This is a genomic window from Acidovorax sp. 1608163 (assembly GCF_003669015.1).
GTDB lineage: Bacteria > Pseudomonadota > Gammaproteobacteria > Burkholderiales > Burkholderiaceae_C > Acidovorax.
The window spans coordinates 583,211-609,695 of sequence record NZ_CP033069.1; the positions used below are offsets into that span (position 1 = coordinate 583,211).

Genomic DNA, 26,485 nt, shown 5'->3' on the forward strand with positions numbered 1-26,485 from the left:
CACAACCAGTACAGACAGTCAGCGCACTTTTCAATCTGTATTGCCCGGTAGAACAGTACACAAACCCCTGCGTTCGGGATAACCCTATGCTGATGAAGTCGTCCACTCAGTCGCTCACCGAGCAACTCTCGGCCCGGTTTGCCGAGCGCATCCGCAACCGGCTGCTTGCCCCCGGCGCGCGCTTGCCCTCGGTGCGCCAGTGCGCGCAGCAAAACGGGGTCAGTCCCTCCACCGTGGTGTCTGCGTACGACCAATTGCTGGCGCAAGGGCTGGTCGAAGCGCGCAAGAACCGCGGCTTTTTTGTGCGCGAGAACGGCCGCGCCACCGATGCCATGCGGGACGCAGCCGATGCCGACGGCGTGGATGCGGCGGCGGTGGACCTGGCGCTGGAAAGCTCTGCCGCCAACTGGAGCACCGCCCACTGGTTTGCCGCCCGGGCCGCCGGGCGTGCGGCGCCAGGGGTGTCGCCGGTGAATGCCACTGCCCTCATCCGTGGCATGTTCCACAAGATCAGCGACAAGCCGCAGCCCGGCATGGGCGTGTTTCCGCCCGCGTGGCTGGAGTCCACCTTCATGCCCGCCGCCGTGCGCAAGGTCACCCACTCGCGCAGCCTGCAAGACTTCTCACTGCAATACGGTGAGCCACTGGGTGATGCGGGCCTGCGCCGCCTGCTGGCCAAAAAGCTCTCCACCCTCAACGTGCACACGGTGCCCGAGCACATCATCACCACGGTGGGGGCCACGCACGCGCTTGACATCGTCAGCCGCACCCTGCTGCGCCCGGGCGACCCGGTCATGGTGGAAGAGCCCGGCTGGGCGGTGGAGTTTGCGCGGCTGGCCGCCTTGGGCATGCACATCCTGCCCGTGCCGCGCCGCGCCGATGGGCCCGATCTGGAGGTGATGGCCCGCTACTGCGAAGTGCACAAGCCCAAGCTGTACGTGAGCGTGAGCGTGTTCCACAACCCCACGGGGTATTGCCTGTCGCCCGGCAGCGCGCACCGCGTGCTGCAGCTGGCCAACCAGCACAACTTCCATGTGGTCGAAGACGACACCTACAGCCACATTGCGCCCGAGCACGCCACGCGCCTCACTGCGCTCGACGGCCTGCAGCGCACCATCTACGTCAGCGGCTTCGCCAAAATCCTCGCGCCCAACTGGCGCATCGGCTTCCTGGCTGCGCCGCCAGGGCTGATCGAGCCCTTGCTCGACACCAAGCTGCTGGCCACCCTCACCACCCCCGCGCTGCTAGAAAAAGCCCTGGCCCTGTGCATCGAACAAGGCCAGCTGCGCCGCCATTCAGAGCGCATCCGCACCCGGCTTGACGCTGCCCGCTCGCGCAGCGTCAAGCTGGCCCTGCAGGCGGGCTGCACCTTCGCAGCAGAGCCCGTGGGTCTGTTCGGCTGGGTGGACACCGGCGTGGACACCGACGCCTTGGCCCAGCGCATGCTGGACGAAGGCTACCTGCTCGCCCCCGGTGCCCTGTTCCACGCCGAGCGCAAACCCAGCACCCTCATGCGCATCAACTTCGCCACCACGCAGGAGGCCGCCTTTTGGCAGACCTACCAGCACGTGGTGGCGGCCATGAAATAGTTGCGATGGGTCATCGGTGATAAACGGGAGAGGAGGCGTAGGTCAGCGCCCATCCATCACCCCTGGGCCCATACCCCATCCACAAAAAAGCCCCGCAGGTGCGGGGCTTTGACAGAGCGTTGAAGTCGAAATGGGGACAACGGCTGATGGCCCCTTTCAACGCGTCACTGCGATGGCGGCTTGGGCGCCCCCTCGGGCTTTTTGAAACCCTTGGCCGTCATGCACGCCTCAAACGCCGCATCGCCCGGCTTGCCCTGCGCCTGGCAGGCTTCAAACGCAGCCTTCAGCTCCGCACTCATCGGCGGCCGATCACCCCCAGGTGGGCCGCCCGCAGGCTGCGCCCAGGCCCCCGAGGCCAGCAAAGTCAACGAAAGCGCAGCCGCTTTGGCAAAGTTCATGGTGTGCTCCTTTCAGCAAACACCGATTGTGAGAAAGCCACGGTGAACCCCGCGTCAAGCGGTGTGAGGGCAGGGTAAAGTGCTGCAAATTTTTAAGAATGGCCGCTGGTTTTGGGGTTGAATATGCCGATAAGGCGCAAGAATAAAGCGCGAGCAGCTATGTATTTAATAGCATCCGCATACGATGGCATTCACCGCCCCATAGGTGTTCTTCCCAGCTAGGGTGATTCCCAGCTAGGAAGCATCCCAGTTACGCACAGCGCAGAGCATCGGCACACTGCGCCGCCATGCAAGTCACATCGCCCGGCGCCGCCGCCGTGTGGGATACCCCCACCATCGAGCCCATCATTCCCTCATCGGTCGACGCCTACGACCCCGGCAACCCTGACAACGGCGGCACCCTGGACAGCCCGCCCCAGCAGCAGGACGGCAGCGCAGGCTACGACACCGTAGAAACCAAGCCCTTGCCACTAGGCCCCGCGCCGGGCTTTGAAATCCTCTACACCAAGCCCTTGCTGGTAGACCCCGCAACGGGTGAGGGGCTGGAGCTGATGCACACCAAGCCCTTGCAGATCAGCTTAGACGGCAGCGGCCCTGTGGATTACGGCGTGAACAAACCGCTGCAGATCGACGGTGCGCAAGGCGTCGAAATCGCCTACACCAAACCCCTGCTGATAGACCCCGCAACGGGCGAGGGGCAAGAGCTGTTGCACACCAAGCCCCTGCAGATCACGCCCGAGCACGCTGCCCAGCAGGCCGCCACCCTGGGCCAACTGCCCCTGCCCCCGGGCATTGCAGCGCAAGTGGCCCCCACGCAGGCGGCCAGCCCCGACGCTGCCACGGCCGTGGCCGCCCCCAAAGCCAGCGCCATGGAAATTGCGGCGCTGGAGTTGTTGCTGGCAGAGCCCGCCAACCAGGAAATGATCGCCCAGTTTGGCCCGCCGCTGGCGCCACTGAACACTGGCACGGACGTGGGCCAAGGCATCCAGGCACGCTTTGGCACAGACCTGGGTGCGCGATTGACGCAGCTGCAGGAAGCGCAAAACAACGTGCGCGGCCAATTCCTCAAAGCCCTGGACGAAGCCCAGCAACACCCTGGGCCCAATGTGGCTGGCAGCGAACTCATCGAGCGCCATGAAAACTGGCGAGACGGTGATGTAACGGAGAAGTCGCTCTATACCGTCACCTACCCGCCAAGCGCCTCTCAGGAAAGTGATCTCAAAGCAATCGACGAGCGATTGAAGTTTGGCATGAGCGGTCGCGTGGGCACCGATTGGCACATGACCGACCCCGCCGAATTCGCCAAAGCCTACGCCGCAGGCGACAGCCCCGCGCAAAAGGCGTTTGCCAGCTTGCACGGCAAGGAGCCACTGCAGTTCCACGAAGCCGAGGAATACGGCGGCGGTGACGCCGGGCCATTCATTAACCCAGCCTACTACACCCTGGGCGAAAGCAAGCTGGTCACGGGTGGCCAGACCGTGGACGACAACGGCAACCCTGGCGACTGGCGTGACGCCACCCTGGAAAAAACCCAGCTCACCCCCGAACAAAACCGCAGGCTCATCAACAACGAATACCTGTGGTTTGACCCCGTCAACGGCTGGAGCACGGACCTGGAGAACAACATCCGGCCCAGCAACAGCTTCATCGACAAAGCCTTCCCCCTGGTGTTCGCTGGCGTCATGACGATGATGACGGCCGGCGCCTTCGGCATCACCGCCGCCAGTGCCAGCACCAGCCTGGGCCAAAGCATGGCCCTGGGCGCCATCAGCAGCGCCAACATGCAACTGGCCACGGGCGGCAAGATCAATCTGGGCAACATGCTGCGCTCGGCCCTGACAGCAGGCGTGACGTTTGGGGTGATGGACGTCTCAGGCGTGAGTGGCGCCCTGCAAAGCACCGAGCTGGCCACCCGCACCCTGGGCCACCTGGGCAAAGCTGGCCTGCAAGGCCTGCTGCAAGAAGCCAGCGGCGGCAAGTTCAAGGACGGCCTGACCAACAGCCTCATCTCCAGCGTGGCGGGAGAAGTGGGCAAGAGCCTGGAGAGCCAGATCACCGCGCTCAGCAAGGACGGGACGCTGAACGTGCAAGAAGCCAGCACCCTGCGCCTGATGAGCCGCGCCGCCAGCAGCGCCGTGCGCGTGGCAGGCAGTGGCGACGCAGCCGCAGGCTTTGCCAGTGACTTTCTTGGCGGGCTGATGGAAGAGAACAACCCGTTTGCAGGCAAAGCAGACGCTGGCGGCAAGGCAGACAAAACGAATAAGACCGAAAACACCGGCAACACCCGCCAAGGCGACAAACCCAACAACGAGTGGGTGCAGAACCTCGGCTCCAGCGACGTAGACCCCACCCAGGCCCAAGGCCTGCAGCCCGGGCGCAGCAGCCAAGGCCTGCGGGTCTCGGACGATGCGCTATCGAACTGGAGCGATGAGATCGACGGCGGTATCCGCCTGAACGGCAGCATGGCCCCCGAGTCGCCCGCCATCAACGAGGCCGTCGTGGGCAAGGGTCAGGGTCCACTGGCAGCATTGGCCGCCGCCGGGCTCAGTGCCCAGGAGCAAAGGGCGGCCTACGGCCAGCTGCTGGCCAGTGGTCAGGTGCGGCTGAACGCGCAGGGCGTGCCCGTGGTGCAGCCGGGGCAGGTGCTGCGGTTTGACTTGTCGGATACGAGCGCGGCGCAGCTGGGTGGGCGGGCTATTGCGGCCGAGAGTGGGGGAAGGGCGCAGAGGGAGGCTCAGGCTGCGCAGCAAACCGCAGAGACCTACGCGGGAACCGGTGGGGGGCGCGGGTTTGTCAATCCGGCACCCGCTTCAGAGCATGGACGTTATCCCTTTGCGGGGCGATCGACGATTACAGACCCCGCCGCTTACAGACCGCCTATGAGCTACGGCGAGCAAATGCAGCACGTCGGCGAGTTCTTTGGCGATGTGGGCATTGGTTCGGCGAAGGGGCTAGCTAACGCAATACCAGAAACTGCAGCATTGGCCTACCGCATGACCGGCTATGCAGCAGCAGGCGTTGTCAGTTTGGTCGATACGGACATATCAGACCGGATGTTTGCCCAATACGAAAAAGTCACCGGCCGGGTGACTGAGTATGACAACGGGCTGCAAGAGGCGTCGGGGACGATCGCTGGCTTGATCGGGCCGACTGCGGTGCTTCGGGGGGCTGTGGCGGTGGGGGGTATGCTCAGAGCCGACAAAATTGTGGACGCTCTGCAGGTTCATGAGTGGTTGCCTGTGGTGGCTTCTTTGGAAGGACTGGGGGTTGGGGGTGTTTCAAACGGTGGCAAATCAATTCGCTTTAACTCGCAAGCAGATCCGTTGTTTGATTCGCTGGGGCATGCCAAGTTCTCACATCCAGAGGAATACCAAGCCATCATGGCTGATCTCCAGCGGAGCGGAGTCAATGTGAAAAATGGTGGAAGCGGAATAGCTTTCTCGCCTAACCCCGGCGGTGGAGCAAGAGGGAACGAAGTATTGCTTCCCGATGAGTTTTCTATCTCTGCTCTTCGCCATGAATATGGCCACTTTTTGGATCATCAAGCATTGGGGAATCCAAGGTATATAAAGTACTTTGAGAATCCAAGGTTGATTGTAAATACGGAGAGAAGGCAATACCTCGGGGAAATTCGTTTCTCGCGTGAGGTCGGAGATGTTAATGCACGCAGGACTTTGATACAGAACTATCTCAATGAACGAAATTCTATTGTCGAAAAATACTATCAGCGTCCATACGGAAAACGGTAAACAACAAGGATAAATATGTACATACCAGTGGACCCTAAAAAAATATCCTCCTTGTGGGAAAATTTTGGCAAATCCCTTCAAATCGCAGATCATGCCGTTATCGTTTCTGCCGGAATTCTAACTGCAAATTCTGTCGCGCACCGCATGAGTCAAGCTGACGCAAATGACCTCATTGCTCGGATGAATGGATTGCCATATGTAAGAGTTGGAACGGCAAAAATGAATGCCGTCCCACCGCATTTCGGTGTTTGCTTAGATGCCTCTGGGAATAAGGCCATTTTAATGGAATTTATTGTTTTAGAGCACTCACCAGAGAGGTTGCATCGCGATCTTCATTTTATTATTGATTTTATATTTTTCGAAATTCCTGCCCTTCAAGATTTCGTTATTCCTTTTTGTTTTGAGGGTGTAGCCATTCCCGGTTTAACATTTTTTGCCGACTTCGAAAACAAACAAACGAGAGTTCATCGCGCATAACAATTTTGTAAAAATAATGGCGATGAATTATGATTAATAATTTCCATGAAAATAGTGATTTCAAATAAAAAGTGCAATGCTCTGAATTTTTATATATGCGATCACCTAGGAAATGAGGCCAAAGATGAATTGTCACATTCCGCATGGTTGCATAGCGGTTGGGGGTTTGGTTTTGTCTTTTTTCCCTCGCCGCAGAAATTGTTTCCCCGAGAATTTCGGCGCAGGCTTTGAAAATATAGCCTTTTGCTAGGCTAAGTCCTGATGCTTTGAGTTTTGTTTTTTTGGTGTGACCGGCGCGAACCCATCGTGCGGGGATATATGGGTTAGGAGACTTCAGTCGAGGCGGCTCGATATTATAGAGATCGTGTAATCGAACTCCGAGGCTGGCAAAAATCACGACCTGATTCTAGTCATTTTCTGAAAATGCAGCCAAAGACATTGAATGATGCATTTGCCATTGGGCTTGCTGCCCTGACGAACGATGCTCGAATAGAACTGGCAGAAGTGTGATATGTCGATTCTCATGCTAAGTAAAAAACTGAATTTGAAAGAATAGTTGCTGATGTAATCGGCTTGAGTTGTGAGTCAAACGATGGGCTTTTAAAAGACGTCGGGTTAATCTACAGGGATAATTTGCATTTTCTTGAGTCAGACGGGCAAACGGCACAGCCACGCACGGTTCTGCGGATTATGCTCACGGAAATGGCGTAGATGCCTTTCAGATGCCATAGAGTTAATTATTAACTGCCCCTTTCCGATCACAAAGCAAACACACGTCTCTTCAAGGCAAACTGGGCGCAACCCATGTGACTGACTATGGCGCCTGTGTAAATGCCAACTACCTAGCCAAACCGTGGATTGCGAAGCCATGAAGTCGTTGAGTCGCCTTTTGCTAACCGCTGTCGGCTTGGCCCTTCTGATTGCGTGTGGTGTTTTATGGATTGCCCTCTCGCATAACACGCAGCAAGAGTTCTACGGATCCGAACTCGGTGTTGACTGGGAGGGGATTGCCACCCTGTGGGGCATGTCATTCGGTCTGGCCTTCGCGATCCTCACCGCCTTACTGTTCACAAGCAAGAAGGTGACGCAATCATTTGCTCACCGCAAGGCGAGAGCACAAGCCACTGAACGTCAATAAGTAGATCGCAAGGACTTCGAGCTTTCGCAGGCGCTGGGGCTCGCTCTTGTCTTTTGTGTCTCCTTTCTCGCAGCTTTGTGGGTGCTGGGGTCAAGGGATGCTGGGGGAAGGTCTTGCCTTTTGCCCTTTCCCATAAAACTCTGCTCCAGCGCAATTCAGCGGAGATTCTGAATATGACAAGACCCTTGCGAATCGAGCTCACTGGCGCCGTGGCAGCGGATTTTTGCATAAAAAGTGATCCCAGCCCACTCCAGATAAGCGCTAGAAGCTATCAATTATGTAGCAATTCATCGACGCGCAGGCACTCAGCGACTTAGTCGCTTGCGATGCCCCGAGCCATCGTTGGGCCGTTGCCCGGGCTGGGGATGGTCTTGTTACGGTGATGGGGTGGGAATGGCGCAGTAGGCGGTAGGCAGCAGCCAGCGCGGGCGTAGGGGCTGGCGGCAGCGTGCTGTGTGGGCCGGTGCTGGGCGGGGTCGGCCGCTAGCAGGCGGGCCTTGCGCGCGATCAGCTTTGCATTCCAGCCCGCTGCGCCCGTCTTCCACCCGTCTTTCGCCATGTTGGAGTGAAGTGAATTGCAATTAAAAGCAACATTCTTTTCACGCCCCCTTATGGTGCGGTAACACCTCCTGTTGCTTATCTGCCATTGGGCCGCGAGCACGGTCGATAGGGATGGGGGTATTTGCTGTAATGGGCGGGTTTTGCGTGGCAGGGGATTATCTGTTACGCAAATTTACAGAAATATCGTTTTTCTACATAAGGCAATCATGAAAAAGATCCAACTAACTGGCTTGGCTTTGGCTACTTTGGCGGCATGCGCTCCTACTTGGGCGCAATCGACTGTGACGATTTATGGTGCGGTGGATGCTGCAGTGGGGAAGGACTTTCAAGTGGATGCTACTCAAATCCAATCTGGAAAAATTGGGTTACAGAGTTCCTCAAGGGTCAATCTTCAAGACAGTTATTTGGGATTTAAAGGTGCGGAGGATCTAGGTGGCGGGTTGAAAGTCGGATTTCAGCTGGAACAAAAACTCGATGCATCGAACGGTGCTGCTGATCCTGAGGGTGCGTTTGCAAGAGCTTCCAATATTTGGCTGGGCGGGTCGTGGGGTCGTTTGACGCTGGGTCGCGGCACAACTCCCAGCTATAACGCTATGGCTTCTTGGGATTTAATGGGTGGTGGCAATCACTCGATTGCGAATAAATCTTTTGGAAGTGTTGGTTTTAATAATCTCAAGCGACAATCTAACCAAGTCAGCTATCGGACTCCACAAATCGGAGGGGTTGTCATCGAAGCTGCTTACGTGCCGAAAGATGAAAATCAATTTGCTGGCTTAAATCGAAGTAAAGTCGACTTGGGTGCTACTTATGAGGCTGGACCTCTTACTGTTGGTGCTGCTTATAATAAAACTAGTGGGTTGGGTGCAAATTTTGCTTTGGGTGCGAAATATCAGTATCAAAATCTTGAATTTGCAAGCGCGTACTATCAGTCGCGCAATGGCGCTTTTTACCAAGATGGGACGCTCCGCTTGGTTCCAAATGCAGTGGCTGAGGTTAGTGGCGTCACGTTGGGGGTGAAGGCTAATTGGAATAATTTCTCCGCTGGTTTGGATGTTGCTAGAGAGACTAAGGATGAATATGTTGTTGGAGGGGTGCGTTTTGATAATAATAAAAAATATACGCATGCTGTAGTTAGTGGTGTTTACTCTTTGTCTAAGCGTACGCAGGCGTATTTCAACTACGTTCGCTGGGTTGGTATAAGTGGTTATGGCATTGGGTTGAGCCACAGTTTTTGATTTTGTGCGGCCTCTCATTCGTTTTGATCTTGCGGCTGTGTGGTTAGTTTTTGAAAATTTTGCTTGCTTGTTTTTCTGGTGAGTGATTGTTTCAAATAATGAATTTGAATGAGGATTTTTTTGTATGCTGTCTGGAAATAAGTTGCAAGAAATAATGCTTTCTTAAAATGGCCGGCGATGTACCCTTCCCGGCCTTAGTGTCTCCATCACTTCCTGCGCAGCCACACGTGGGTGAGGGCCCTTCCCCGGTTCCTGAGGTACAAACGCCAGCCCCCGAAACGCCCCACATGCCCAACGATCCCTCTTTGGGCGCTTCTCCGGCTGGAAATGATCCAGCAGGCGTCGGCAAGCAGCCCGATGCTGGGGGGCATGGCGACACTTCTCCTTCCTCCAATCCGCTAGCCGATGGCTCCCGTGGCGACACGGGGGCTGCGGGGTCGCCGGACGCTGGCGGCACCGGGGGGCATGGGCAAGGCGGTTTGGATAGGAGTGGCGGTGCAGGTGCAGGTGCGGGTGGCCCCGGCATGGGCGGTGGCACCGGTGCTGGTGCTGGTGCTGGTGACTTGAGCGGGCTGGGTGGTGGCTTTGCGTCCCCCGATTTTTCGGGGGCGGTGGGCGCCGGTGGGGCGGGCTATTCCAGCGCTGGCGACGAGCGCCCGGTGGCTGGCTCCAATGTGCCTGTGGGCTATGTGCCTCAAGGCGGTTCGCCCACGGGCGGTAGCCTGCAAGGCGGCCAGGGGGGGGGGCTGCTGGCCAGACGGGGGCGGGACAGTCGCCGTTTGCGCAGGGGGCTGTGGGTGGCTCGTCGGTGCCGGGGCAAGGTGTGGGCTGGGGTTTTGGCGTGGGCCAGGGCGGCGGCCAAGGTGCAGGCCGTGGGCAGGGCGTGGGCCAGAACATGGGCCAAGGTGCTGGCCCGTGGCCGGGCGTTGGGGTTGGGGTTGGCGTTGGCGCCGTGGGTGCGGGTGTTTCGGCCCAGGGCCAGGGCGCTGGGGGCTTGTCTGCTGGTGTGGCCGCGGGTGTTCTGGCGGGCGTTTCGGTTGGCGTGGGTGTCAGGGGTGATGCTGGGGCTTATGCGTCGGCTTCGGTCTCAGTGAAGAGCACCGTGGGGGCGCCTGCTTTTCAGGCGCAGTCTGCTGGGTTGGCGAACACGCCTGCACAGTCGTCGTCTTCTGCGCAATCTCAAGCGCATTCCCAAACACAAACACAACAAGGCCAGGGGTTGGCATCGGCGCAGGCTGGTGGGGCCCAGAGCGCGGCTGCGCGCGGTGCGGGTGGTCAGGGTGTGCCTGCGGATGCCCGGGGCGGCGCGGTGGCGGTGGCTGCCGGGCGTGCGGGTGGGGCGCAGTCGGCGGTGATACAGGCGCAGGCTGCGTTGGCCCAGGCGGTGGGGCGCACGATGGCAGGGCAGATGACCGCAGGGGGCGCTGCGATGGCGTTGGCCCAGGCGCAGTGGGCGCTGCGGGCGTCGCGGCTGGGCGATGGGGCTGTGGCTGCGGGCGCAGACCGGCTGGGGGCGGCGCGTTCGCCCGAACTGGCGCAGCGGGCTGGGCGGGCCGATGGGGTGGCGCTGGGTGCGCGGCAGCGTCCCGATGGGGCGCAGGTGCCCATGCAAGGGCCGGGGCAGGGCCGTGTGGCCGATGGGCGGCGTGCTGATGCGCGCGGTGCTGAGGGGCCTGTGGTACGCCCTGGGCAACTGGCCCCTGCGATGGGTGCGGCCGTGGGCGATGCGGTGGCGCGTGAGGATGGTGCGGCCGAGCGGCGTGCGCGGGCTGGCGATGCGGCGGAGGTGCCGCATGCAATGGCGATGGCCTTGGCTTTGGCGCCGAAGGTGCGGCGGCGGGCTTCGCAAGACCGTGTGGAGCGTGTGGAGCGTGATATGCCGCGCCACGGGGCGCCGGAGCTGGAGGACGAGGATTTGCTGGACGCCTGGGGCGATGGTGATGGCGACCCAGGTGATGGTGCCGATGGCGCGGATGCCGAGGCGGGAGCGGATGGGGCGCAGGCTGGGGCCGATGTGAGCCGGGAGGCGGCGGCCCAGCATTACCGGGCGCTGTGGGTGTGGCTGCAGGCGAATGCGCAGCAGGTGCTGTTGCGTGAGCTGGAGGCGGGCCGTTGTGTGCTGGTGCTGGCGCCGCCCGATGTGTCGCACATGCGGCTGTGGGGCCATGTGCTGCGCCCCGATGGTGCGGGCGCAGGTGTGGCTGCGGGCTCTGCGGGCCAGGCATGGCCGTTGATGGCACGGTGGTCGGCCACGATGCCTGCGGACACGCAGTGGCGGGTGTGGCGTTTGCGGCAGGAGCTGGATGCGGCTGGGCGTTGGGGGCTGGGGGCTTCGCGGCCTGATCGGCACACGCCGCTGCTGGTGGTGAATGGTGCGACAGAGTCTGCGGCGGGCGGGCCGGGCGCGTCTGAGCGCATTGCGCTGCAGGAGCCGCGCCGTTTGCGGCGGTTGCTGGGATCGCAGTGGACTTTGGTGGCGCTGCGGGTGCCGGTGCCGCTGGACGGTACGGGGGCGGCTGGGCAGGCTGCAGTTTGATGGCGGTGTGGGCGCCGTTGATAGCGTTCGCGTCGTTGGTTGCTGCAGTGCCGTGATGCCTGCGCTGGCACCGTTTCAATGGTTTCAGATGGGGAAGATATGGAGCGTTGGCAGGTGAGCCGTGCGGATGGCGGGAGTCTTTCTGTGGTGGTGCGTCTGCTCGATGCGCTGGGCGATGCCGCGGCTGTGTTGGATGTGGTGGGGGCGGGGCGCCTTGTGTGGTGCAGTGCGTCGTTTGCCGATTTGCTGCCCTTGGCGGGTGGTGTGGTGCCCGAGGGACTACCGTTGGGGATTTTGGCCGCGCGCCTGGAGGGCTTGGCTGCCGGTGTGGCGGCGGCGCGGGCTGCGCATGCGGTGCATGTTGCCCACGCAGGGTGCGAGCAGGGCTGGGCGGGAGCGCTGGGGTTGAGGGTGCTGCCGGGCCAGGAGCCCAGGTGGCTGGCGGCGCGGTTGTGTGCGCTGGCGGCGGATGTCGCGCGAGTTTCGGGTGGGCGTGACAGCGGGCTTTCAGGGCTTTGGGTGCTGCGCCTGGGGGCTGAGGTGGAGCTGGGTAGCGCCACGCGGCGGCACATGGAGGACCGGGAGCGTTTGCTGTTTACCTCGCGCAGCTTGGCGGTGGGAGAGATGGCGAGCACTTTGGCGCATGAGTTGAACCAGCCCTTGGGGGCGGTGGGCAATGTGCTGCGTGGCTTGAAGGCGCGCCTGACTGCCGTGCAGGCGCAGCCTGTGCCGCCCACGCCGCAGGCGCTGCAGCAGTTGGCGCAGGGGGTGCAGTTGGCGTCGGACCAGGTGCAGTACGCGGCCCGCATCATTGGACGGGTGCGCGACTACACGCAGTCGCACCAGCCCCGGCGCGAGCGGGTGGATGTGATGGCCTTGTTGCACAACAGCCTGACGCTGCTGGACTGGGACTTGGCGCGCCACCATGTGCAGTTTTCGGTGTCAGCGGATCTGCCAGGCGGGGGCACTTTGCCGCCCGTGGCGGGTGATGGTGTGATGCTGCAGCAAGTGTTGGTGAACCTGCTGCGCAACGCGATTGATGCCATGGTGGAAACGCCCGTGGCAGAGCGCCGCCTGGATGTGGTGTGCCGTGTGGATGCGGTGGATGACCGGGTGGAGATTGCGATCACGGACGCTGGTTGCGGGGTGGGTCAGGATGCGGCGGCGCAGCTTTTCATGCCCTTTTTCTCCACCAAACCCACAGGCATGGGCGTGGGGCTGAACATTTGCCGCAGCCTGATTGAGCTGCACCAGGGCCGCTTGTGGTTTACGCCCAATGCGGTCCATGGGTGCACTTTTTATGTGGCGTTGCCCCTGGCGTTGATGGACGAGGCAGAGCAGCTACCTGAATTTCTCGATTCGAAAGACTTTGTCGCATGACCGAACAGGCTGTTTCCGACGTGCCACGCACGCTGTATTTGTTGGATGACAACACGGATTTCCGCACCACGGCCAAGTGGTGGCTGAGCGGTGCGGGCTATGACGTGGTGGATTTTGAGGATGGACAGGCGGCCATTGCTGCGCTGCAGGCGCTCAGCGCACAGGAGTTGGGTCGCTCTTGTCTCCTGCTGGATGTGCGGATGCCCGGCATGAGCGGGCTGCAGGTGCACGACGCGCTGATTGCCTGCGGCGTTGCGGGGCCCGGGGGGCCTTGCCGATCATCTATATGACAGGGCATGGCGACGTACCACTGGCGGTGCAGGCGATGGAAAAAGGTGCGGTGACGTTTTTGGAAAAGCCGTTTGAAGAGAGCGCGCTGGAGTCAGCCCTGGCCCGTGCGTTTGCGCCTCGCGCGGACGCAGCCCCACAGGCTGCGCCTTGTCCTGAGTTTCAACGCCGATTGGCAGGGCTCACGGTGCGTGAAACCCAGGTCATGCAGGGTGTGGTGGACGGCAAGATCAGCAAAGTGATTGCCCGAGACCTGAACATCAGCTCCAAGACTGTGGAGCTGCACCGTGGCCGGGTGTTGGCCAAGATGCAGGCAGAGTCGGCCATTCACCTCACGCGCATGGTGGTGGAGCAACGCGTGCTGTGAGCTGGCTGTCAGACGCCCTCACGCAATCAACCCCCCAGCTCAATAAGCCACCGTAAAGCGCTGCTGCAGGTGGCGCGGCGCTTCCAGCTCGTCCACGATGGCGACGGCGAGATCGGCCACGCTGATCTTGCCGGGCTGCTCGCCATTCATCAGGGGCGATTCAGTGCCCAGCCGGTACTGGCCGGTGCGCTCGCCGGGCTCTAGCAAGATGGCGGGGGACAAGAAGGTCCACTGCAAGGTGGATTCCTGGCGCAACAGGTTCAGCGCTTCGCGGGCGGCCAATGCGCCGTTTTTCCACTCGGCAGGGAACTGGGGGGTGTCCACCAGTTGCACGCCAGGCGCCACATACAGGCTGCCAGCGCCGCCCACCACCAGCAGGCGTTGCACGCCTGCGGCTTTGGTGCCTGCGGTGATGGCGCGGCTGCCGCGCAGGAATTCGTCGTGCAGGTCGGGGTGCGTCCAGCCGGGGTTGTAGGCGCTGGCCACGGCGTCGGTGCCGCGCACGGCCTGGGCCACCTGGGCGGGGTCGGTTACGTCGGCTTGCACCACGCTCAGGCCTTCGCGCGGGGCGATTTTGCTGGGAGTGCGTGCCAGGGCCGTGACGCGGTGGCCGCGCTGCAGCAGTTCGTTCAACAGGGCGGTGCCCACAAAGCCGGTGGCGCCAATCAGTGCGATGTGCATGGTGTGTTCCTGCAAGTCTGAGTTGCTATTCCAAGTGAAGATGGAGCAAGGTTATGGCTAACAACGCCCCCGCGGTAGAGGGAAAAATTGGCTTTGTCTTTGAAGCTGTGCTTCACAATGGGCTGAATTGGTCGGGTTGGCATGTTTGCTTGGTGCGCTGGGCCATGGACATCAAAGGGGGAAGCAATGGACGATCTCAAGCGCATGGCGGTGTTTGCCACGGTGGTGCAGCATGGCTCGATGACGGGCGCGGCGCGGGCCTTGGGCATGAGCCCTTCGGCCGTGAGCCAGCAGGTGCGCCAGCTGGAGCGCGAGGGCGGCGTCACGCTGCTGCACCGCTCTACCCGCAAACTGGCGTTGACCGAGGCAGGCCAGCGCTACCACGCGCAATGCGCCGCCATGTGCGCGGCGGCCGAGCAGGCGCGGGCCGAGCTGGCCGCCTCGCGCGATGCGCCCAGTGGCGAATTGCGCCTGTCGGCCACGGTAGGTTTTGCGCGGCACATTGCGCCTGCGCTGGGCGACTTGCTGGCGCAGTACCCAGCGCTGCGTCTGCGGCTGCTGGTAGACGATGCGCCCATCGACCTCATCAACGCCCGTGTGGACCTGGCCGTGCGCTTTGGCCGCCTGGCCGATTCGAGCTGGGCGGCGCGCCGTTTGGGGGCGTTGCAGTGGTGGCTGTGTGCGTCACCCGGCTGGGTGGCGCAGCATGGCGCGCCAGACACGCCCGATGCGTTGCTGGCCCACAGTTGGCTGGGCTTTGCGCGCGAAGGCGGTGGCCTGCTGCTGGACTTGCACCATGCCGATGGCGCAACGCGCAGCCTGCGGGTGCAGCCACGCATTGCCAGCAACAACCAGTTGTCGATCCAGCAGATGTGTGAGTCCGGTCTGGGTTTGGCGCTGATGGGCAGCATGGATGTGCAAGACGCACTGGCCAGTGGGCGGCTGGTGCGGCTGCTGCCGCAGTGGTCGTTTGGCACGCTCGATATCTGGGCCGTCACGCCCCAGCGCGACGCGCAGCCGGCCAAGGTGCGCCAGGCCATTGCGGCATTGCACAGCTACCTGGTCACGCAGCCTGGGGTGCTGGAGTAAGAGCGGCTAACAAAACTCTTCTGGCATCGTTGCAGCGTCTTGTCGTACTACTCGTACTGCCTGTGACGCAGCGCCTAGCCATAACCGCTTCGCTGAGTTTTGTGAGCCGCTCTAAGTCGCCTCAGCCTGCCTCAGCGGCTGGCCGGGGGGCGTTCCACTTCCAGCTCGCTCAGCACCCGCAGCAGGGCGCGGTTGACCTCTTCCAGGTCCATCTCGTGTTCCTCGCACAGGCGGCGGATCACGCTGGCGTCGTCTCCCTCCAGCGCGCAGGCCATTTGCAGGCTGGGTGCGTAGGGGCCGGTGCGCAGCACGGTGGCGTCGTAAATGCGCTCTGACAGCGGAATGCGGTGCAGGATGGTGCCCAGGGGCTCGCGCAGCAGCTCGTCCATTTGCGACAGCAGCGCGCACAGGTAAATCTCGCGGCGCAGCTCGTTTTCCATGCCGGGGTTGAGCAGCTGGGTGGTCAGGTGCGCGCGCATCACCATCGCTTCGCGGATGGGCTGCATGTTGGGCTCGGTGCTGGAATGCGGTAGCTGGTCAGACAGCCAGCGCTGGATGGAGCCATAGCCCATCATCACCAGCCCGCGCCGCAGCGAGTCGATGCCGGTGCGCAGCCCAAGCGCAGCCGAGTTCGTGTAGATCATGAACCGGTAGGCCAGGATGGGGTCCTCGCTCATGATGTCTTCGAACGTTTCGAGCGATTGCTCGGCGTCGATGGCGCGCATGAGCTTGTGGATCACTGCGTGCGAAGGCTGCTGCGGGGTGTGGCGCATGCTGTAGAGCACGTCTTCGGCGGGCCAGCCAGCCAGTGCCAGGGCGTTGTTGTCCAGGCAATGCTCCATCAGCGCGCGGCTGGCCACGTTTTCGTACATCTGCCCCGCCAGGATGGGGCTGAGGTTGCGCGGCGGTGGCTTGGGGCTGCCGGGCTGCTGCGGTGCGCGTTGCAGGGCCGTAATGGTGTCTTCAGGCCGCAGGGTGAGCAGGCTGTTGTCAAAGCAGCGGGCTATTTCGGCGGGGGGCAGGGTGGCGATTTCGCCGCGCCACACCAGCTTGAGGCCCCGCCGGTGGGCTGCGCGCACCTGGTTGAAGATGGTGGAGTCGTTCAGCCAGTCGTTGCGCACCTCGATCCAGGGGGCGCCGCGCGGCGCACTTTCGAGCAGGCTGGAGAGCAACTGGTGCGTTTGGGGCGACAGCAGCAGCGGTGGCGAGCTGGCCGACCACAGCTCTTGCAGGGTGCGCAGCAGGTGGCCTGCATCGACCATCGTCGAAGATTCGTTGTGCAAGTACAGCTGCACACCGGCAAGTTTGCGGGCGCGGTTCCACAAGGGGCGGTAGCCCAGAATCAAACTGCCAAGAACGGATTGGACCATGTGCTCTCAGGCGATGTGGGCCGTCTGGCCGACCCGGCGCGCTGCGCGGGTCGGAACGCTAGCCGATGTAGTTGAACAGCGAAAGCTTCTGAACCGATGCATAGGTCTGCAGCGCTGCCTGGTAGCCCGTCTGCTGGTTCTGGAAGTCCGAAATGCCTTTGATCATATCCAGATCCTCGGCCCTGGAACGGTCGGCTTCCAGTTGAACGGAGCGCTTGTCCTGGTCGCCGGTGATGCGGTCTGCGCGGTTGAGCAACTCGCCCGCGTAGCTGCGGATATTGCTCAGGCGTTCGAGCCCGATGTCGATGTTGGCCAGCGCCTGCCCGAGGCCTGTGCCGCCACGTTGGAGTTAGGGGCCGCCTTGAGCTCGGTGATGGCTTTGTCTATGACGCTGAACAGGCTGGCGTTGGGCGAGATATTGAGTGTGTCGCCATTGGCGGGCGCCACGGTGATGGTGCCGTCCACGGCCTTGGTGGGCGTGGCCGTGATCTTCATCGACATGCCGGTGGGCAGCCCATTGATGCTGAACTCGTTCTTCTCGCCGATCTTGATCGGGTTCAGTGTCTGCGCAGCGGGGGGCACAAAGGCCGGGTCGGTGCTGGTGATGTTGTAGGTGGCCGACAGGGTGTTGGTGGCCGGGTTGAGCGTGACGCCAGAAAAACTCACGCTGTAGGTGTAGGCCTGCCCGGTGGCGGGGTCTTTGTTGAAGGTGGTGCCTGGGGCAATGTCAATGGCCGAGGTGTTCAGCGCGCGGCTGGGCTGCGCGCCGGTGGGCACCGAGCCGGTCGTGGCGCCGGGCAGGATCACGGTGCTGGTGCCTTGCGTGATCGTTGCGTGAAAGCTGCCATCGCGGTTGGCGTCGAACATGAAGGCGGCATCGCCATCCAGGGTGTTGGGGATGGACACCCCGGTGCTGGCGTTTTGCCCGGCTTGTCCCGCGAAAAGATAGTCGGGCGTGCCGCTCAAGGGGCCCATGAAGGGCGATTGCGCGCTGCCCAGGGCGCCCAGCAGCGGCAGGCCATTGGTGTCGGTGCGATTGGCCACGGCCGTGAGCTGGTCGCGCAGGCTCTGCAACTGGTTGGCAATGGTGGCGCGCTCGCTGCTGCTCAGGGATGCGTTGCCAGCGTTCACCATCAGTTCGCGCACCTCTTGCACCAGGCTCACGGCATCGCCCACCGATGACTCGGCCTGGGCAATGGCGTTGCGCTGGGTTTCGAGGGCGCGCTGCTCTGTCTGGATGCGGGTCATGCGGGTCATCGCCCGCTCGGCCTGGGCGGCCGAGACAGGGTCGTCGCTGGCGCGCACCACGCGTTTGCCCGAGGTCAGGTTCTCTTGCAGATTGACCAGCGAAGCCTGCCGCGCCGACACGTTGCGGATGGAGTTGTCATACATGTTGGCGGTGCCAACGCGAAAGATGGTATTGCTCATGTCAGGCTCCTACGGAGGACTTCAGAGGGTGTCATCGACCCAGGTTCTGGATCAGGGTGTCAAAGACACTCTGCGCAATCTGCAGCATTTTGGCCGACGCTTGGTAGGCCTGCTGGTACTGCAACAGCTTGGCCGCCTCTTCGTCCAGGTTGACGCCGGACACGGAGGTGCGGTCGTTTTCCAGGTTCTTGGCGATGGTGGTGGACAGCTCGGAGGCAAACAGCGCGCTTTGCGTGCGTGTACCCACCTGCGCCATGGCGCTGGCGTAGCCGTCGCTCATGGTGGATTCGTCAAACATCTTCACATCGCGCAGGTTCATCAGCGCCGTGGCGTTGCCTGCATTGCGGGTGTAGTTGTCGCCGTACTGGGGGTCCAGCGCATTGCCCACCTTCACGGTGTCACCCGTCTTGGGCGTGCCTTTGAGGGTGATCTCCCAGCCGTCAATGACGATGGGCGTGCCCGCCGTGTAGGCCAGGCCCGTGGTGCCTGAGGGCGGGGTGGTCGAGCCCGTCACGCTGTAAGTCGTTGGTGGGCCTGCTGCAAAGGTCAGCTGCACACCGGCGGGGATCGGAGGGGCGGTGAACCCGCTCTTGGCCGTGAGGCTGGACAGCTGCAGCGTGCCTGCGTTGGATGTGCCCATGGCCGCATTCACCGGGTTGGCAGCAGCCAGGTCGCGCGGCGAATACACCAGTGCCTGCATGTTGGCCGCAGCCGTGCTGAAGGGCTTGAACAGCATGCGTTCACCCGCAGCGCCGGTGGCCGTGAGGTTGAAGGTCAACCCATCAATCTGCTGGCTGGCCAGGTTGGCCGCGTTGGTGAAGGCCGTGGCCTTGCCGTCGGACAGGCGCACCACCTGCCCGGCGGGGGGCGTGGTGAAGCGGATTTCGTAGTCCGACGCTGCGAACTGGGTGGCGTCGGTGAAGGTGACATTGCCCACGGCCGTGCCGTTGGTGGTGCCTGGCATGCTGGTGGGCAGGGCAAACAGGTCTTTGCCCAGCTGGCCGTCCAGCGTCAGGCCCTGGTTTTGCTGCTCGTTGAGCGTCATGCCGATGGCCATGGCCATGCGCCCGAGCAGGTTACGCCCTTCGGCCAGATCGGTGTTGTTGAACTTGAGCAGGCCGGTCACACTGCCGCCGCCCAGCGTGTTTTCGTCCAGTTCGATGGAGGGTGAGCCGGGTCGGTTGAAGAGCAGCTTGAGCTGCCCGCTGGCGGGGAAGGTGGAGGAGTCTGCAATCGAGACCGTGGTGGCCGTGGTGCCCAGCACCAGGGGCTGGCTGCCCCCACGAACAGGCCCACGGTGCCGTCGTCGGCTGGGATCTGTGTGGTTTGAACGTACTGGTTGATCTCGCGGATGATCTGGTCGCGCTGGTCCAGCAGGTCGTTGGGCGTTTGCCCGTTGCCGGTGGCGCGGGCAATCTGCTCGTTCACCGAGGCCATTTGCTGGGCCAGGTTGTTGATGGTGTTGGCGCTGTTTTGCAGCTGCTGGGAGACGGTGTACTGGATCTCGTTGATGCGATCGGCCGATGTGCGCATGCGGGCCGCTGTTTCATCGATGCGTGTGAGCACCAGCGTGCGCGCAGACAGGTCGGTGGGGGAGGCCACGACGTCCGAGAACGCATTCATCATGTCGGTGATGGCGGCGCCCAGCCCGGCCGTGCCGCCGCCGAAAATCTCTTGCAACTGGCTCAGCCGCTCGGCCCGCACCGTGTCGGCGGCGCTGACCGAGCCCGCTGCGGCCGACTGGCGGGTGAGCAGCTCGCTTTGGTTGCGCAAAATGGTTTGCACATCCACACCTTGGCCGATGTAGCCGCCGCCCGTGAACTGGCCCTGCACGGTTTGCAGCACCACGGTCTGGCGCGAGTACCCGGGCGTGTTGACGTTGGCAATGTTGTTGCCTGCGGTTTGCAGCGCGACCTGGTTGGCCATCAGGGCGCGGGCGCCTACGTTGAGCAGTCCCATGATTTACCCCGCTTCCATCACGCTTGTGCCTTTTGGGCCCGCAGCGCGCTATGGATCGCACCGCTGAGCTTTCTGGCGTATTCCGGGTCGGTGGCGTAGCCCGCCTTTTGCAGCTCGGTGGCATAAGCCACAGCCGAGCCCGTCTTGGCGGTGGCTTGGGCCTTTTCGTAGCGGGGGCTGTTGGTGATGAGCTGGGCGTAGTCCCGGAACGATGCTTCGTACGAGTCGTAGGCGCGGAACTTGGCCACCACCTTGCGGGGCACACCGTCCACGTACTCGGTGGTCGTCACCTCGGCCACCTTGCCTGTCCAGCCCTTGCCGGCCTTGATGCCGAACAGGTTGTAGGAGGTGGAGCCATCCTTGTTGCGGATCTCGCTCTTGCCCCAGCCGGTTTCGTGGCCTGCCTGGCCCAGCATGAAGCTGGCGGGGATGCCGCTTTCCTTGGCCACGGTTTCGGCCGTGTTGCTCAGGTGCTGCACAAATTCATCGCGCCCTTTGGGGGCGGGGGTAGTGGTCACGCCCGCAATGCTGGCGGAGCCTGTCGCCGCCTTGGTGGCCGCAGTGCTGCGCCCAGTGACTTGCTGCAGGCTCAAGGTGGAGGGCACGGAGAACGTGGGCTCGGCCGCACCCATCTGGCGCGACAGTTGCCGGGCGATGGCCTCAGACAAGCCCCCGGGCTGGCCCGACATCTGCACCGACAGTTGCTGGTCCAGCATGTCGGTGCCCAGGTCGCCTCCGGCGCTGTCGAGCATGCCCGACTTCATGGTGGCCTCGCGCATGCTCTTGATCAGCTCGCGCATGAACAGCGACTCAAACTGCTTGGCCGCCTCTTTGGTGGCCTCGGGGCTGTTTTGTCCGGCTTCGTACTTGAGGTTGTTGAGCGAGCGCGTGTCCACCGCCAGCGCCTGGTGCGCGCCGGTCGATGTGGACGAGGGCAGGGTCACGGCCATGTCAGATCACCTCCAGCTCCGCATTCAGCGCACCCGCCGCCTTGATGGCCTGCAAGATGGCCAGCAGGTCTTGCGGCGTGGCGCCCAACTGGTTCAGCGCGCGCACCACATCGGCCAGTTGGGCCGAGGGCGGCATCTGGATGATGTTGCCCGGCTCCTGGTTGATGGTGATGTCGCTCTTTTGCGTGACCACGGTTTGCCCTTGCGACAGCGGGTTGGGCTGGCTGATGACCGGGGTGGAGCTGATGGTGATGGACAGGTTGCCGTGCGCAATGGCGCACGAGCCCAGCGTCACGGCCTGGTTCAGCACGATGGAGCCGGTGCGGGCGTTGATGACCACCTTGGCGGCGGGGGTGGAATTTTCGAGTGGCAGCTCTTCCAGATCGGCAATGAAGCCCACCCGCGCGCCTGGGTCTTGCGGTGCGCGCACCTGCACGGTGCGCCCGTCCAGGGCGGTGGCCAGGCCGTTGCCCAGCTTGGCGTTGATGGCCTGGGCCACCTTGCGTGCGGTCTGGAAGTCCGATGCATTCAAGCCCAGGTTGATGGTGTCGCCCTCGTTCAACGGGGTGGGGACCGACCGCTCGACCTGGGCGCCTTGTGGAATGCGACCGGCCGACAGGTGGTTGATTTGCACCTTGCTGCCTCCTGCCGAAGCGCCAGCGCCGCCCACCACCAGGTTGCCCTGGGCCAGGGCGTAGATCTCGCCGTCGGCGCCGCGCAGCGGGGTGGCAATGAGCGTGCCGCCCTTGAGCGACTTGGAGTTGCCCATCGATGACACATTCACATCCAGCATCTGCCCCGGCTGGGCAAAAGCGGGCAATTGGGTGGTGACGATCACGGCCGCCACGTTCTTGAGCTGCAGCTGCGAGGCCGTGCCGGGCGGCAGGGTGATGCCCATTTGCTGCAGGTAGTTGGACATGGCCTGCGTGGTGTAGGGCATCTGGGTGGTCTGGTCACCCGTGCCGTCCAGCCCCACGACCAGGCCATAGCCTGTGAGCTGGTTGCTGCGCACGCCTTGCACCGCCGCCACTTCCTTGATGCGCACGGCGTGCGCGGTGGGCGCGGCGGCCGCCAGCACTGCGGCCAGCAGGAGCCAGAGTGCGCGCAGCTTGCGCGGCCAAAGGGAGTGGGACGAGGCTTTCATGGCTTCCATTGTGGGTTGCCATGGCAAAAACTAAAACCCAAAAAGAAGCCGGTTCACCAGCCTTTTGCCTGCGATCTGCGTGGTGCCTGCCGCTTCAAGCGTGGGCGCCGCCCTAGACGCGACTTGGCGAGAAATATCAATAAAAATGCCACCTAGCGCTCATTGGTAAAGCGCTGGCAGCTATAAATTTGATAGTAATTGAAGCGTGTGGTGCGTGCGGCACGTGCAGTCGGGACATGAAAAAGCCGCTGGCCCCCTGTGCATGCAGACAGCCAGCGGCGCTTTGGCACCGGCATTCGCGGATCAGAACGGCGTGACCTTGTTGAAGAACCGGCCCAGCCAGCCCTGTGCCTGCACCTCGCCTTGCGAGCCACGGCCGCGTGACTCGATGCGCACGTTGGCCACCTGGGTGGAGTTGATGATGCTGCCTGGCTGCATCACGCGCGGATCGATGGTGCCGGAAAAGCGCAGCACGTCCACGTTCTGGTTCACGCCGATTTGCTTCTCGCCAGCCACCACCAGGTGCCCGTTGGGCAAGACATCGATCACAGTGGCGGTGATGGAGCCAGAGAACGTGTTGGCGCTTTCGGTACCGCCCTTGCCGGAGAACGCGTTGCCAGACTTGGCGCCGAGTCCCAGCTTGCCGACATCGCTTGCCCCCACAAAGGGCAGTGCTGTTACGGCATTGGAGACGTTGGCCGAGCGGTCCAGTGTGGAGGAGGACTCTTGCTTGGCCGTCACGTTTTCCACGATCTGGATCGTGACCAGATCGCCCACCAGCCGGGCCCGGCGGTCTTCAAACGCTGGCCGGTAGCTGGCGGTGTTGAACAAACTTCCGTTGGCTGGCTGAGGCGCCGCACGCGGCGCAATGCTGAGCTGCGGCGGGGTGGTGGGCAGGATGTCCACAGGCGGTGTTGGCGACAGGCTGGCGCAGCCCGTGGCCAGCAGGCTGGCGAGCACGCCCGTGACCGCCCAAAGCCCATGGCGTGGGCGGGCAGTGTGTGTGCAGGCGGTGTGTGTGCCTGCGACCAAGGGGGCTGCAGTGGTGCGGTTCATGGCGTGCCTTCCTGGGGGCCCGGGTGGGCCCCGCGGTGCGTTTTGCTTACAGCTGGCTCAGCTTGGCCAGCATCTGGTCGGTGGTGGTGATGGCCTTGGAGTTCATCTCGTAAGCACGTTGTGTCTGGATCATGTTCACCAGCTCTTCCACCACGTTGACGTTGGACGACTCCAAAAACCCTTGCTTGATGATGCCCAGGCCGTTGGTGCCGGGCGTGCCCTGCTGGGGCTGGCCCGACGCCGCCGATTCCTTGAACAGGTTTTGCCCGATGGGCTCCAGCCCGCCAACGTTCACAAAGCCCGACATCGCCAGGGTGCCCAGTGGCTGGGGAGCGGTGTTGCCCGGCACGGTGGCCGACACGGCGCCATCGCTGCTGATGCTGATGCTGGTGGCATTGGCGGGCACGGTGATGCCATTGGCCACAGGCAGGCCGCCCGAGGTCACCATGCGCCCTTGCGCATCCACCTTGAACGAGCCGTCGCGGGTGTAGCCGATGGTGCCGTCGGGCATGGTCACTTCAAAAAAGCCATTGCCGTTGATGGCCACGTCCAGGTTGTTCTTGGACTCTTGCAGGCTGCCCTGCTCAAAGTTGCGCCCGATGGACACCGTGCGCGCGCCCAACCCCATGTGCAGCCCGGTGGGCAGCTGGTTTTGCTCGGTGGCGGCGGCGCCCACCTGGCGGTAGTTCTGGTAGGCCAGGTCTTCGATGTTGGCGAAGTTGCGCTTGAAGCCTGTGGTGGACACGTTGGACAGGTTGTGCGAGTGCAGGTCGATATTGGTCTGCTGCACAGTCATGCCGGACTTGGCGGTGTAGAGGGCGGTGAACATGGCGGTTTCCTTGCGTTCGGTTCAGCGTGGGGCGACGGGCTTGGCCTCAGCCATTGAGGCTGAGCAACTGCGCAGCCGATTTGTCGTTGGTTTCTGCTGTTTGCAGCAGCTTCATCTGTTGCTCGAACTGGCGGGACGCGGCGATCATTCCCACCATGCTCTCCACGGTGTTCACGTTCGAGCCTTCCACCGCACCGCTGAGCATGCGGGCCGTGGCGTCGTTGGGCATGGGGTCGCCAGACGCTGTGCGAAACAGGCCGTCGTCACCGCGCTTGAGCGGGTCTTCCGCCGTGGGAGACGCCAGCTTCAGCCGCCCCAGTGCCTGCGGGGGCTGCCCTGCCGTCTTGGCCGTGATGGTGCCATCGGCGCCCAGGGTTACTTCAGCGCGGGGGGGCACGTCAATCGGGGCGCCGCCGTCAGACAGCACCGGTAGGCCCGAGGGCGTGACCAGCTGGCCGGCAGCCGACACATCGAACGAGCCCGCACGGGTGTAGGCCTCCAGCCCGTCGAGCCCTTGCACGGCAAACCAGGCGTTGCCCATGGCCATGGCGTCGAGGTTGCGGCCGGTGGTCTTGGCGGGGCCTGCCGTGTTCAGGTAGCCCGAGGTGGCCTCCAGCGCGAAGACCCGCGTGGTCGATCCATTGCCTTGCACGGGCACCGAGCGGAAGGTGGACATCTCTGCCCGAAAGCCGTTGGTGGACGCATTGGCCAGGTTGTTGGCCAGCACCGCTTGCCGGTGCTCTGCGGCTTTGGCCCCTGTCATGCTGGTGTAGATGATGCGGTCCATGGCGTGATGTTCCTCTCAGTTCCCTGTGTTTCCGCACGCCGTCCACAGCGCGTGCAGCTGGCGCGGCCCAAGCCGAGGCAGCCGCGCAAGGGCCGCCCCGCCGCGCTGGCTGCGTCCCACTCCCGTAGCGCGCAGCGCGTAGAGAGAGGGGGAAGGCGCGCAGCGACTCAGGGGGTGTGTCATCTCAAGTTCACCAGGGTGGACATCACCTGGTCTTGCGTCTTGATGGTCTGGGCGTTGGCCTGGTAGGCGCGCTGGGCGGTCATCATGTTGACCAGCTCGGCCGTCAGGTCGACGGTGGAGTCTTCCAGGGCGCCTGAGCGCAGGCCACCAAAATTGCCGTCGGTGGCGGTGCCCACGACGGGTTGGCCGGATTCAAAGGTCGACACCCATTTGTTACCGCCCACCGAGGCCAGGCCCTGGGTGTTGCGAAAGCTCGACAGCGCGATCTGCCCCTCCGAGCGGGTCACCCCGTTGGAGTAACGGGTCATGATCATCCCGTTGTTTTCGATGTTGATGCCCGTCAGCTCGCCAATGGTGTAGCCATCCTGGCTGAGGTTGGACACGGTAAATTTCGACCCCCCTCCGAAACGTTGTCCAGGCTCACGGCCACGTTGAATGCTGGCAGGTTGTTGGGGTTGGGGGGGCTGGGGTTGACGCTGAGTGGCAGCTGGAACCCTGTGGCCGGAGGTGTTGCGGCGGGGCCGATGATTTTGCCGGTGTTGTCGAAGGTGATCTGCCCAATGGCCGTGGCGACCACTGGGGGCACCGCCGTGGGGTCGTCCAGCTTGTCGTACACATCCCAGGTGTTGGCGGTGGCGGTTTTCTGGAAGTACAGATTGACGGGCTTGGCCACGCCTTGGCTGTCGTAAACGTTGATCGATGTGCCGTACGTGGCACGTGGTGTGGCGGGCACGGGGGGCGTCGCCGTGGGGTTGCCCGCTGCGTTGGGGGCAGTGGCTGGCAGATTGAAGTCGGCCGTGATCTTTGTTGTCTGCTTGGCCGGAATGGGCTGGGCTGTGGGGAACACCAGCGGTATCGGGTCGGTGCCGGTGCGCAGGCCGGTGACAGGGTCTACGGGGTAACCCATGACCTTGTCGTTGTCGTTGGTCACCATGTTGCCTTCCTTGTCCAGCTTGAAGTTGCCGGCGCGCGTGTAGGCCAGCGTTCCGTCAGGCTGGGTCACGGTGAAGAAGCCATTGCCATTGATGGCCACATCCAGGCTGTTGCCTGTGATGGTCAGGTTGCCCTGGGTGAATTGCTGCGCCACGTTGGCGGTTTCCACGCCAATGCCGGCATTGTTGCCACCCGCTGAGCCGATGGCTGACGCCACCATCTCGGCAAACTCTGCACGCGAGGCCTTGAAGCCGGTGGTGTTGGCGTTGGCAATGTTGTGGCCGATGACGTCCAGGTTCTTGCTGGCGGCGTTCAGGCCAGAGAGGCCTTGCTGGAAACTCATGGTGTTCTCCTGGTT

The 26,485-nt window shown here is 62.7% G+C and carries 18 protein-coding genes and 3 pseudogenes; 10 read left to right on the top strand and 11 right to left on the bottom strand.

Features of this window, described 5'->3' with window-relative positions:
• Positions 1-86: 86 nt before the first annotated feature.
• A complete protein-coding gene (locus EAG14_RS02620) occupies positions 87-1,589 on the top strand; it encodes a PLP-dependent aminotransferase family protein (protein ID WP_121727983.1) in 1,503 nt (500 codons plus the stop codon).
• Positions 1,590-1,753: 164 nt separating this feature from the next.
• Here the strand turns inward: EAG14_RS02620 and EAG14_RS02625 are convergent, their stop codons facing one another.
• On the bottom strand, positions 1,754-1,987 hold the full coding sequence (locus EAG14_RS02625; protein ID WP_099656798.1) for a hypothetical protein: 234 nt from the start codon (positions 1,985-1,987) through the stop codon (positions 1,754-1,756).
• 287 nt (positions 1,988-2,274) lie between these two features.
• On the opposite strand from EAG14_RS02625, the gene EAG14_RS02630 reads away from it, so the two are divergent.
• From EAG14_RS02630 to EAG14_RS02660, 8 genes are all read left to right on the top strand, one after another.
• A complete protein-coding gene (locus tag EAG14_RS02630) occupies positions 2,275-5,736 on the top strand; it encodes a hypothetical protein (RefSeq protein WP_121727984.1) in 3,462 nt (1,153 codons plus the stop codon).
• Between the two features lie 15 nt (positions 5,737-5,751).
• Positions 5,752-6,213 carry a hypothetical protein gene (locus EAG14_RS22625; RefSeq protein ID WP_162995891.1) on the top strand — a complete coding sequence of 154 codons (462 nt, stop codon included), beginning with the start codon at positions 5,752-5,754 and terminating at the stop codon, positions 6,211-6,213.
• A gap of 868 nt (positions 6,214-7,081) precedes the next feature.
• On the top strand, positions 7,082-7,351 hold the full coding sequence (locus EAG14_RS02635; protein ID WP_121727985.1) for a hypothetical protein: 270 nt from the start codon (positions 7,082-7,084) through the stop codon (positions 7,349-7,351).
• 767 nt (positions 7,352-8,118) lie between these two features.
• Positions 8,119-9,147 (top strand): porin, encoded by a 1,029-nt coding sequence (locus tag EAG14_RS02640; protein WP_121727986.1) that lies wholly within the window; start codon positions 8,119-8,121, stop codon positions 9,145-9,147.
• Positions 9,148-9,940: 793 nt separating this feature from the next.
• Complete coding sequence (locus tag EAG14_RS23635; protein WP_121727987.1) at positions 9,941-11,683, top strand: hypothetical protein; 1,743 nt, start codon at positions 9,941-9,943, stop codon at positions 11,681-11,683.
• A gap of 99 nt (positions 11,684-11,782) precedes the next feature.
• On the top strand, positions 11,783-13,063 hold the full coding sequence (locus tag EAG14_RS02650) for a sensor histidine kinase (protein WP_121727988.1): 1,281 nt from the start codon (positions 11,783-11,785) through the stop codon (positions 13,061-13,063).
• Positions 13,060-13,353 carry a response regulator gene (locus EAG14_RS02655; RefSeq protein WP_121727989.1) on the top strand — a complete coding sequence of 98 codons (294 nt, stop codon included), beginning with the start codon at positions 13,060-13,062 and terminating at the stop codon, positions 13,351-13,353. Before EAG14_RS02650 ends, EAG14_RS02655 begins: the two co-directional genes overlap by 4 nt.
• Entirely contained in the window at positions 13,335-13,718 is a 384-nt protein-coding gene (locus EAG14_RS02660; protein ID WP_162995892.1) for a response regulator transcription factor, read from the top strand. The genes EAG14_RS02655 and EAG14_RS02660 overlap by 19 nt, the downstream gene beginning before the upstream one ends.
• A 39-nt stretch (positions 13,719-13,757) precedes the next feature.
• Here the strand turns inward: EAG14_RS02660 and EAG14_RS02665 are convergent, their stop codons facing one another.
• Complete coding sequence (locus EAG14_RS02665) at positions 13,758-14,399, bottom strand: NAD(P)-dependent oxidoreductase (RefSeq protein WP_099743594.1); 642 nt, start codon at positions 14,397-14,399, stop codon at positions 13,758-13,760.
• Between the two features lie 186 nt (positions 14,400-14,585).
• Between EAG14_RS02665 and EAG14_RS02670 the strand changes: the two genes are divergently transcribed.
• On the top strand, positions 14,586-15,488 hold the full coding sequence (locus EAG14_RS02670) for a LysR family transcriptional regulator (protein ID WP_121727991.1): 903 nt from the start codon (positions 14,586-14,588) through the stop codon (positions 15,486-15,488).
• Between the two features lie 131 nt (positions 15,489-15,619).
• Here EAG14_RS02670 and EAG14_RS02675 read toward each other — a convergent pair whose 3' ends face one another.
• The 9 genes and pseudogenes from EAG14_RS02675 to flgE form a co-directional block, all read right to left on the bottom strand.
• Positions 15,620-16,858 carry an HDOD domain-containing protein gene (locus tag EAG14_RS02675; protein WP_121727992.1) on the bottom strand — a complete coding sequence of 413 codons (1,239 nt, stop codon included), beginning with the start codon at positions 16,856-16,858 and terminating at the stop codon, positions 15,620-15,622.
• A gap of 58 nt (positions 16,859-16,916) precedes the next feature.
• Positions 16,917-18,286 (bottom strand): annotated as a pseudogene (gene flgL, locus EAG14_RS02680) (flagellar hook-associated protein FlgL).
• A 31-nt stretch (positions 18,287-18,317) separates the two neighbouring features.
• Positions 18,318-20,245 (bottom strand): annotated as a pseudogene (flgK, locus tag EAG14_RS02685) (flagellar hook-associated protein FlgK).
• A 17-nt stretch (positions 20,246-20,262) separates the two neighbouring features.
• On the bottom strand, positions 20,263-21,195 hold the full coding sequence (flgJ, locus tag EAG14_RS02690) for a flagellar assembly peptidoglycan hydrolase FlgJ (RefSeq protein WP_099742134.1): 933 nt from the start codon (positions 21,193-21,195) through the stop codon (positions 20,263-20,265).
• A gap of 1 nt (position 21,196) precedes the next feature.
• A complete protein-coding gene (locus EAG14_RS02695; protein WP_099656785.1) occupies positions 21,197-22,348 on the bottom strand; it encodes a flagellar basal body P-ring protein FlgI in 1,152 nt (383 codons plus the stop codon).
• Between the two features lie 294 nt (positions 22,349-22,642).
• Entirely contained in the window at positions 22,643-23,395 is a 753-nt protein-coding gene (locus tag EAG14_RS02700; protein ID WP_099656784.1) for a flagellar basal body L-ring protein FlgH, read from the bottom strand.
• A 46-nt stretch (positions 23,396-23,441) separates the two neighbouring features.
• Positions 23,442-24,224 carry a flagellar basal-body rod protein FlgG gene (flgG, locus tag EAG14_RS02705; RefSeq protein WP_099656783.1) on the bottom strand — a complete coding sequence of 261 codons (783 nt, stop codon included), beginning with the start codon at positions 24,222-24,224 and terminating at the stop codon, positions 23,442-23,444.
• Positions 24,225-24,270: 46 nt separating this feature from the next.
• Positions 24,271-25,011, bottom strand: a complete 741-nt coding sequence (gene flgF / locus EAG14_RS02710; RefSeq protein WP_099742131.1) for a flagellar basal-body rod protein FlgF — start codon at positions 25,009-25,011, stop codon at positions 24,271-24,273.
• Positions 25,012-25,190: 179 nt separating this feature from the next.
• Positions 25,191-26,470, bottom strand: a pseudogene (gene flgE / locus EAG14_RS02715) (flagellar hook protein FlgE).
• Positions 26,471-26,485: the final 15 nt, after the last annotated feature.

What these genes read in the sequence shown, in the direction of transcription:
- EAG14_RS02670 (WP_121727991.1), top strand. Translation starts at nt 14,586, where the DNA reads ATGGACGATCTCAAGCGCATGGCGGTGTTTGCCACGGTGGTGCAGCAT.
- EAG14_RS02700 (WP_099656784.1), bottom strand. Translation starts at nt 23,395, where the DNA reads ATGAACCGCACCACTGCAGCCCCCTTGGTCGCAGGCACACACACCGCC.
- EAG14_RS02665 (WP_099743594.1), bottom strand. Translation starts at nt 14,399, where the DNA reads ATGCACATCGCACTGATTGGCGCCACCGGCTTTGTGGGCACCGCCCTG.
- EAG14_RS02675 (WP_121727992.1), bottom strand. Translation starts at nt 16,858, where the DNA reads ATGGTCCAATCCGTTCTTGGCAGTTTGATTCTGGGCTACCGCCCCTTG.
- EAG14_RS02635 (WP_121727985.1), top strand. Translation starts at nt 7,082, where the DNA reads ATGAAGTCGTTGAGTCGCCTTTTGCTAACCGCTGTCGGCTTGGCCCTT.
- EAG14_RS02695 (WP_099656785.1), bottom strand. Translation starts at nt 22,348, where the DNA reads ATGGAAGCCATGAAAGCCTCGTCCCACTCCCTTTGGCCGCGCAAGCTG.
- EAG14_RS02620 (WP_121727983.1), top strand. Translation starts at nt 87, where the DNA reads ATGCTGATGAAGTCGTCCACTCAGTCGCTCACCGAGCAACTCTCGGCC.
- EAG14_RS02650 (WP_121727988.1), top strand. Translation starts at nt 11,783, where the DNA reads ATGGAGCGTTGGCAGGTGAGCCGTGCGGATGGCGGGAGTCTTTCTGTG.
- EAG14_RS22625 (WP_162995891.1), top strand. Translation starts at nt 5,752, where the DNA reads ATGTACATACCAGTGGACCCTAAAAAAATATCCTCCTTGTGGGAAAAT.
- flgJ (WP_099742134.1), bottom strand. Translation starts at nt 21,195, where the DNA reads ATGGCCGTGACCCTGCCCTCGTCCACATCGACCGGCGCGCACCAGGCG.
- EAG14_RS02630 (WP_121727984.1), top strand. Translation starts at nt 2,275, where the DNA reads ATGCAAGTCACATCGCCCGGCGCCGCCGCCGTGTGGGATACCCCCACC.
- EAG14_RS02640 (WP_121727986.1), top strand. Translation starts at nt 8,119, where the DNA reads ATGAAAAAGATCCAACTAACTGGCTTGGCTTTGGCTACTTTGGCGGCA.
- flgG (WP_099656783.1), bottom strand. Translation starts at nt 24,224, where the DNA reads ATGTTCACCGCCCTCTACACCGCCAAGTCCGGCATGACTGTGCAGCAG.
- EAG14_RS02655 (WP_121727989.1), top strand. Translation starts at nt 13,060, where the DNA reads ATGACCGAACAGGCTGTTTCCGACGTGCCACGCACGCTGTATTTGTTG.
- flgF (WP_099742131.1), bottom strand. Translation starts at nt 25,011, where the DNA reads ATGGACCGCATCATCTACACCAGCATGACAGGGGCCAAAGCCGCAGAG.
- EAG14_RS02625 (WP_099656798.1), bottom strand. Translation starts at nt 1,987, where the DNA reads ATGAACTTTGCCAAAGCGGCTGCGCTTTCGTTGACTTTGCTGGCCTCG.